This is a genomic window from Komagataeibacter xylinus NBRC 15237 (assembly GCF_001571345.1).
GTDB classification, from domain to species: Bacteria; Pseudomonadota; Alphaproteobacteria; order Acetobacterales; family Acetobacteraceae; genus Komagataeibacter; species Komagataeibacter xylinus.
Window position 1 is genome coordinate 1 of record NZ_BCTP01000080.1, and the last position, 7,439, is coordinate 7,439.

The following is a 7,439-nucleotide window of genomic DNA, read 5'->3' on the forward strand; positions in this document are numbered from 1 at the left end:
ACTCAGACCGGCCGACTAACGCGCGCCATAAACGCAGCACAGCTTCCGCGCGAAGTTCCAGCAACTTATCAAGCGGTAAGATGACGACATAAGTGGCTGGTCCAGCCACCGGATGTGTCGGGAGCCAGAACTGATGTGACGACGCACCAGGCCGCCAGAAACCATGCCACGCATCACCGTCATCCAGTCGCGGGACGAGGTCTGGTAATTCCGCGAGATTGATCGGCATGACGGCCGGATCATCCGCATTCGCCAGAGCCTCGCGCAGTTCGATCACGTCAGGCGAGAGTTCCGATATCCAGAAAACAGGCGTGCGGCCGGCAGGCTGCGACGGATCGACAGGGAAATCGCAAACCCCATCGTTTGGAAAAGACTTTGCTGCCCCCTGGCTTCGGAGCCGGCAGCGCTTTTATTCGCTGAAACGCACGACGATAATCATCGTCGCGTCGGAGATATTCCCAGGCCATGCCGGCGGCTGCAATGTCTTTTGCGTGTTCGTAAGCGGCCGGCAACTGCCAATCTGATATCGGCATCGCGTTACCCTTCCTCTTGCGCCTGCTTCTGGCAGCAGGACAATCAGGATGCGCAATGGGACGATTTTGTGCAGACTGTGTTTGGAGATATGTCGATCTCGTAACGCGATCGCACGACGTTATGGCGTTCGTCCGCGCGTGCCAGAATATTCCGCGAGCCGGGCACTCGCCCGGCGAGCGGCGCTTATTTTCCATCTTCCCGCTGCCGATCCGCGAAGTCGGATCGGCGCAAATTTGTGCGGACAGATAGGCCAAGGAAGCGGGCTCCGCAGACCCGAATTGTCGGCCCTGCGGCATTCACTCCCTATGCCGCTACTTTCTTCGCCGCGTGCCAGGCCAGGCGCCGGGTCGCGATTGCCGCATGGTCCACATCCAGTTCCATCCCCAGCCAGTCGCGCCCAAGATGCTGCGCTGCCACCAGCGACGAACCCGAACCGGCGAACGGGTCCAGAACTAGACCGCCCACTGGGCAGAACGCTTCCACCAGGGGCAGCAACGCCGCCACCGGCTTTTGCGTCGGGTGCAGTTTGTTGCCTGAATAGGGCATGTCGATCACGTCCGGGATAGGCTTCGCGGGCGGTGTCACGTTGCCCTTTGCGAGTAAATACGCGCTTTCGTGTTCATACCGGAGGAACCGGGAAGAGGATGAATAGGACTTGCGAAAAACGATGTGCCCGACCATGCGGAACCCGGTCGCCTTCCAGGCATCGGCGAACAGGTCGATCTTGTTCCACCCGTAAAAACTCACGGCAAGACCACCCCATTTCAGAACCCGGTGCATCTGGTTGACCGCCGGCCGGAGCCAGCGCGCATTATCGTCGTTGCGAATCTTCCGCCCGTCCCGGCCCTGATAGTTCACCAAGTAAGGCGGGTCTGTCAGGATGAAATCCACCGCATTACGAGGGAGTGCGCGCATAAGCTGCACGCTGTCACCGCAAAGGACGGTGTTGCGGAAATCGGTTGCCGTGTTGGTGTTGCCGGTCATGGTCTTTGCCCTTTGTTCCGCGAGGAACAGCCCCCGCTGTTCCTCTGCCTCGCGGCGAGTAGCGGGGTAGCAACGGCAAGGGCGACCGATGGGGAGGGGGCTCTCCCGGTCTGCACGGAGCGCAGCGCAGGAAGATCGGGGATACCCCATCGGGCGGCGTCAGCGCGCTGACGCGAACCCTTGCCGGCGCGAGGGCGGAGCCATTAGCCTGTTCTTTTTTCTGCCTCGAACATCACGGTTTTTTCTGAAAGTGCGGCGAAGATATCGGGCTTTCCCATCCTCTCGGGAATTTCGAGCAGCGGGATACCCGCCTTCTGCAAGGCCAGACGCTTTACCGCCATACGAGCATCCGCATCGCCGGACAGATCGTGGCCTGAACCGTTATACTCGACCACCAGAACCGGATTGCCAAAACGATCGATCAGAAGGAAGTCGACGCGCTTGCCGCTGTAGGAATTGAAGGCCCGCTTCTGACGCTGATCATCCGGAGCATAAGGCGTTTTAATAAAACTGCCCATCGCAACCTCAAAAGCGAAACGCCAGTCGGGCTGACAGACCTTGATCCACTCGTCGATCGCATAGAGAACGCGTACAGCTTCCCGATTGACGGAAGGAACAGCCTTCAGGCTGCATTCATCAATGAAGCGCAACTGGTTCTGCGGATCGGACAGGTCATGCTCCTGTCGATATTGCCGACGCCGTTCGTCTTCCTGCTGCCGAACGGCAGCCTGCTTCGCCACGACCTCTTTCGCGCGGCGATCCCGAACATAGAATCCGATGGCATATCCAATCGCCAGAAGAATGATCATTTTTTCCACGACCGATAAGCTTCCCTTTTCTGCGCGATCACCGCCGATTACCGCATGGACCGCTGCATGGTCTTCTCAAATCCCCTTGTCCTGTCCTTCATCGTTCCTGTCGCCCCATGACCGGGAAGGTGGACAGGATGGCACGCAGACCCGACAGGATCAGGATCGAGGTGTTCGGCCCCACCGAGGCGTCGGAAACGACCGAAGAGGCGTTACGCCCCTCCAATAAGGCCATCCTTTCCCTCGCCCGCCTGATCGGTCGTCAAATGGCCCGCGAGCAATTCGAGCGTGCCCGCGCGCTGGAGCGGAAACAGGCCCGGCAAAACCGATCCCGTCCTATGCGGTAGCCTCCCTCCCCGGCTGCATTCCCTCGGCGAAAGACCCTTCGCCGGGCAGTCGTGCATTTTTCTTGTGACCATTATGGTCCCGTGATATAAGGTCAGTCAATGAGGATCATCGCCCGACGCACGCTGAGAGAGTTCGTCGACAGTCTGGCGGGCCAGAAGGACCAGCCGGCCGTCAAGGCGGCGCTGGACGCCTGGTTCGCCGAAGTCGGCAGGGCTGCGTGGACGAGCACCGCCGATGTGAAGCGGCTTTATGCCACGGCCAGCATCGTTAGCGCCGAGCGGATCGTCTTCAACATCAAGGGCAACGCCTATCGCCTGGTCGTGGCGGTCGATTTCGAGAAAGGCATCGTCTGGATCAAATGGATCGGCACGCACAAGGCGTATGACAGGATCGACGTGACGGAGGTGGAACATGACGGCTGATCTGAAGCCCATCCGCAACGAGGCGGATTATGACGCAGCGCTGGAAGAAGTCGGGCGGCTGTGGGGTGCTAAAAACGGCACCCTGAACGGCGACCGCCTTGATGTGCTGGCGACCCTGATCGACGCCTATGAGGCGAAGCACCATCCGATCGACCCGCCCGATCCGGTCGAGGCGATCCGCTTCCGCATGGAGCAGCAGGGCCTCACCCGCAAGGATCTGGAGCCGATGATCGGTCCACGCAACCGGGTGGCGGACGTGCTGAACCGCAAGCGGGGCCTGTCGATCGACATGATCCGCCAGTTGCATGACGGCCTCGGCATCTCGGCCGAGGTGCTGATCCGGCCCAGCCGGATGGACCAGGTCGCCTGATAGGAAACACCCCTCAAGGAACATCCCATGACCCGCGTCGCCCTGTATGCCCGCTATTCTTCCGACAACCAGCGCGACGCCTCGATCGAGGACCAGTTCCGTATCTGCCGGGAACACGCGAAGCGCGAGAAATGGAAAATCGTCGGTGCTTACAAGGACGCGGGCATCTCTGGCGCGAGCATGATCCTGCGTCCCGGTATCCAGACCCTGTTGCAGGATGCCCAGGCCGGACGGTTCGATATCGTGCTGGCCGAGGCGCTGGATCGCATCTCGCGCGATCAGGCCGATGTCGCCACCCTATTCAAGCACCTGAAATTCGCTGGCGTGCCGATCGTCACTCTGGCCGAGGGTGAGATCAACGAACTGCATGTCGGCCTCAAGGGCACGATGAATGCCCTGTTCCTCAAAGATCTGGCCGCCAAGACCCATCGCGGCCCACCCGATCACGCGACGACTGAACAGATCGATGACGACAGCGAGGTAGAGCCAGCCCTCGGCAGTCCAGATATAACTGATATCTCCCGCCCATTTCTGGTTGGGGCCTTCAGCAAGGAAATCACCGTCCAGAAGGTTGGCCGCAATGTCAGACTGGTGGTGGCTGTCGGTCGTCACCTTGTGGCGACGGGTGCGCACGGGCCGGATCCCGTTGGCCTTCATGAGGCGGCCAACGCGACGTTCCCCGACATCAAGCCCGGCTTCCCTGAGTTCCATGGTCATGCGCGGCCGTCCGTAGGACCCATTGCTCAGGGCAAAATGCTCACGGATATGCGTCAGTACCTTCAGATCGGTACGTTGGCGCTGGCAGGCCGGTCGGGATGTCCAGGCCCGGTAACCTCGTGCCGAGACCCGCAAAACCTGGCACAGCCTCCCGATTGGCCATTCATGCCGATGTCCGTGGATGAAAGCGAACCTCATGGCTTTTGGCTCGCGAAGAACTGGGTAGCTTCCTAAGAAACAGCAGGTTGAGGATCTCCCGATATGGGCTGCAGTATGAACCCCAGAGACTGGGCGCGACGGTGCAGATTGGAGACGACACGTTTACGATGGATCTCGTCGTAATGATCCGCTCCAGGATCTGCATAGGCCATGCCGTGCCTGAGGGTATTGTAAAACAGGACCGCTATTTTTCGGGCCGTTGCGGTCACGGCCTTTGCTTTCCCGACCCGGGCAGACAGGCGTCTGTAAAAGGCCCCCAACGCCGTATCGCTTCGCCCGAGCGTCGTGGCAGCCAGACGCAGAAGGGCTGCGGCTCGGCTTGAGGAGCGACGGGTACGCGATGAAAGAAGTCTGCCGCCTGAAATCTTGTTCCCAGGGGCCAGACAGAGCCAGGACGTGAAATGTTTTGCACTCGGCCAGGCACGAAGGTCTGTACCACATTCGGCCACGAGTTTGAGGGCCAGCGAAACACCGATGCCATGGATCTGCGTGAGATCCACCCCCAGCAATCGATACAGGATGCTGCGCACGTCGAAGGATGGGGCGCTAACCTGCTTTGTCCTGATCCGCGGCTTTGGGAGGTCTGCCGCAGGCTTCGCACTCTTGTGGCTCAGACGCAGCAGCAGCCCTTCCATGCGACGGTCACAGGCCACGATCCGTTCCTGGTAGATATCATAAAGCTCCAGCGCCTGTGTCAGCGCGAACACATGCTCGTCCCGATAATTTCCCATCAGGGCTGCTGATATCACTTCAACCGATGAGCGACACCTGATGTCGCGACTGGCAGCCAGCGTATCCGGATCACGTTCACCACCGACAATTGCCCGGATGATCTGCATTCCTGTGACGCCCGTAATATCGGACACAACGTGATGGAGTTGCAGGTTCATTTCCATCAACGCTTTTTGCATGTGCTGAATATGTGCCGCTGTATACTCAACAAGACGCTCGCGTTGGCGCAGGTAGGCTCGTAAAGCGGCAATATCGGCCTGAGGCCGAAAGCTCCCGCGCAGCAGGCCGTAGGAATGAAGTTGCTGGAGCCAAGCGGCATCGCTCACATCCGTCTTGCGCCCGGGCACGTTCCTGGCGTAGCGCGCATTCACGAGGATGACCTCGAAACCATGCTGCTCAAGGATTTCATAAACCGGAATCCAGTAGACGCCGGTGGATTCCATGGCGACACTGGTAACGTTACAGGCCCTGAACCACTCAGCCAGCGTATGCAGGTCCGAGGTGAATGTGCCAAAGGACCGGATCGGATTCTTTGCAGTCTCGGGTGAGACGGCTGCCATATGCATCCGTGATCCAATATCGATCGCGGCTGCTCCGTGAATGTGGCGGGTAAGCTCAGGGGACGCTTTTGCAGATTTTCGAGGCATCGTAACATCTCCATGCACTATGCTGCAGGAGGGCGTGGAACATGCCAGTCAATCATCTTCCTAACCGGGATCACCGCAAGGCAGTGTCACCATTCTCAAGTCCGCACAGTTCCATGGACCACGTTTTTTAACGGGGACGAACCCGCCAATAAGCTAACGGCCGCTACCCTCCTGTCCGACACGATAGCACAACCTGTTTCTATGCCGCACAGGCGGGCATACGCCCGGGATCGTTTTTTAGGATTTCCCTCTCCTCCCGCAAAATCCGGTTTTCCAGGCGAAGACGTTCATTCTCGCGGGCCAGATCAGCCTGACGCTCTGATGCCGGCTCGTCCGGACGATAATTCACTATCCATTTCGCCAGGGTGGATTTGCCAATACCCAGATCGGCCGCAATACGCGTGCGTGACAGCCCACTGCTCAACGCAATCCTCACGGCCTCGCGCTTGAAATCTTCCGTATGCTTCATGGTCTCGTCGGTCTCCTGATACGAGCTTAAAACGCTCAGATGACCGGCACAAAATCGTTACAAGTCCACCGCCGAAGGCGTGGTGTTCATGACGCTGGAGGACGAGACGGCCAACATGAACGTCATCATCTGGTCCGATATGTTCGACGCAAATCGGCGCGTTGTGCTGGGCGGCCAGATGCTGGCGGTGGCAGGCATGCTCCAGAAGGAAGGTGACGTCGTGCATCTGGTAGCAAAAGAGATCACCGACCTTTCCGGGTTGCTCGCAGACGTCGGTAATCGCTCCTCTGCTGAGAGCGCCCATGACAGCGATTCCGCCGGTGAGCGTATCGTCGTCAGATCGCGTAATTTCCACTGATCAATAAGGCTGCCGATAAAACTCATGCTATCGTGACATAGCCTGTTTTAAGCGCAACCTACGCTGGATTTTCACTCCCAGTTGCATCCTATACGCATCCTGCGCGGGATTTCGGGCACAAAAAAAGCCACCCGTGAGGGTGGCTTTTCTGTTGTCTTATCAGACACATATTTATGGTTGCGGGGGTAGGATTTGAACCTACGGCCTTCAGGTTATGAGTTCTATTATAATACTTACACAATTACCGCACAGAACCGATTTTTTCACGATAAATGGCAGTTTTTCTTAATTTTTTACTCTTATCATGGTACACTTCACCCTGACCGGGATCGCCTACTTTCGTCCCCAAATGATTCCTATTTGATTCCAGTGATTCCGGCGCTGGAGGCAAGAGCATGGTCAAGATCACGAAACGTTCCGTCGAGGCCGCTGCCCGCACCGGCAAGGAATATTTCCTCTGGGATGACGAGCTGGAGGGTTCTAAAAACCCCCTGGTTTTGAGGTCTTCTGTATGATTCTATTTCTTCTGCGTTGATTGAGGGAATGGCGATATGAAGCAGTCTGGTTTCTTTGATGTTGAAGAGCGTCTTGCCCGGCTGAGTGGGCTTGGCGATCAGCTCGAAGCGTTTTCCCGGACTGTGGATTTTGAAGCGTTCCGTCCTGATCTGGACAAGACCCTGGCGTATTCCGATGGAAGCAAGGGCGGACGACCGCCATTTGATCCTGTGCTGATGTTCAAGATCCTGGTGATCCAGACGCTCAACAATTTGTCTGATGAGCGGACGGAATATCTGATCAACGATCGCCTCTCCTTTATGCGTTTCCTTGAG

At 58.0% G+C, this 7,439-nt stretch carries 8 protein-coding genes and 5 pseudogenes; 6 read left to right on the plus strand and 7 right to left on the minus strand.

The genetic code is table 11. From position 1 onward, the window contains the following. The 4 genes and pseudogenes from GXY01S_RS18805 to GXY01S_RS15905 form a co-directional block, all read right to left on the minus strand. A pseudogene (locus tag GXY01S_RS18805) lies at nucleotides 1-277 on the minus strand (hypothetical protein); the annotation flags it as partial. A 1-nt stretch (nucleotide 278) separates the two neighbouring features. Beyond that, nucleotides 279-830, minus strand: a complete 552-nt coding sequence (locus GXY01S_RS19265) for a transcriptional regulator domain-containing protein (RefSeq protein ID WP_370664528.1) — start codon at nucleotides 828-830, stop codon at nucleotides 279-281. 7 nt (nucleotides 831-837) lie between these two features. Continuing rightward, a complete protein-coding gene (locus GXY01S_RS15900) occupies nucleotides 838-1,518 on the minus strand; it encodes a DNA methyltransferase (RefSeq protein WP_061276696.1) in 681 nt (226 codons plus the stop codon). A 203-nt stretch (nucleotides 1,519-1,721) separates the two neighbouring features. After that, nucleotides 1,722-2,327, minus strand: a complete 606-nt coding sequence (locus GXY01S_RS15905; RefSeq protein WP_242501398.1) for a DUF2726 domain-containing protein — start codon at nucleotides 2,325-2,327, stop codon at nucleotides 1,722-1,724. A gap of 137 nt (nucleotides 2,328-2,464) precedes the next feature. Here GXY01S_RS15905 and GXY01S_RS15910 point away from each other — a divergent pair, with 137 nt between their 5' ends. The 4 genes and pseudogenes from GXY01S_RS15910 to GXY01S_RS19270 form a co-directional block, all read left to right on the plus strand. Then, entirely contained in the window at nucleotides 2,465-2,674 is a 210-nt protein-coding gene (locus GXY01S_RS15910) for a hypothetical protein (RefSeq protein ID WP_165165582.1), read from the plus strand. Nucleotides 2,675-2,773: 99 nt separating this feature from the next. Next, the gene (locus GXY01S_RS15915; RefSeq protein WP_061276702.1) at nucleotides 2,774-3,097 is read left to right on the plus strand and encodes a type II toxin-antitoxin system HigB family toxin; all 324 of its coding nucleotides are present in this window, start codon (nucleotides 2,774-2,776) and stop codon (nucleotides 3,095-3,097) included. Further along, nucleotides 3,087-3,467 carry a helix-turn-helix domain-containing protein gene (locus tag GXY01S_RS15920; RefSeq protein WP_061276704.1) on the plus strand — a complete coding sequence of 127 codons (381 nt, stop codon included), beginning with the start codon at nucleotides 3,087-3,089 and terminating at the stop codon, nucleotides 3,465-3,467. Before GXY01S_RS15915 ends, GXY01S_RS15920 begins: the two co-directional genes overlap by 11 nt. Nucleotides 3,468-3,494: 27 nt before the next feature. After that, nucleotides 3,495-3,884: pseudogene (locus tag GXY01S_RS19270) on the plus strand (recombinase family protein); the annotation flags it as partial. A gap of 15 nt (nucleotides 3,885-3,899) precedes the next feature. Here GXY01S_RS19270 and GXY01S_RS18380 read toward each other — a convergent pair. The 3 genes and pseudogenes from GXY01S_RS18380 to GXY01S_RS15930 all read right to left on the minus strand — a co-directional run. Further along, nucleotides 3,900-4,412, minus strand: a pseudogene (locus GXY01S_RS18380) (IS3 family transposase); the annotation flags it as partial. Nucleotides 4,413-4,414: 2 nt separating this feature from the next. Beyond that, nucleotides 4,415-5,782, minus strand: coding sequence for an IS110 family RNA-guided transposase (locus tag GXY01S_RS15925; protein ID WP_061276706.1), 1,368 nt, complete (start codon nucleotides 5,780-5,782; stop codon nucleotides 4,415-4,417). Nucleotides 5,783-6,017: 235 nt separating this feature from the next. Then, nucleotides 6,018-6,251: pseudogene (locus GXY01S_RS15930) on the minus strand (transposase); the annotation flags it as partial. Between the two features lie 76 nt (nucleotides 6,252-6,327). Here GXY01S_RS15930 and GXY01S_RS15935 point away from each other — a divergent pair. Further along, nucleotides 6,328-6,609: pseudogene (locus GXY01S_RS15935) on the plus strand (OB-fold nucleic acid binding domain-containing protein); the annotation flags it as partial. Nucleotides 6,610-7,160: 551 nt separating this feature from the next. After that, nucleotides 7,161-7,439: transposase (locus GXY01S_RS15940; RefSeq protein ID WP_169797769.1), on the plus strand; the 279-nt coding region annotated here is incomplete at its 3' end.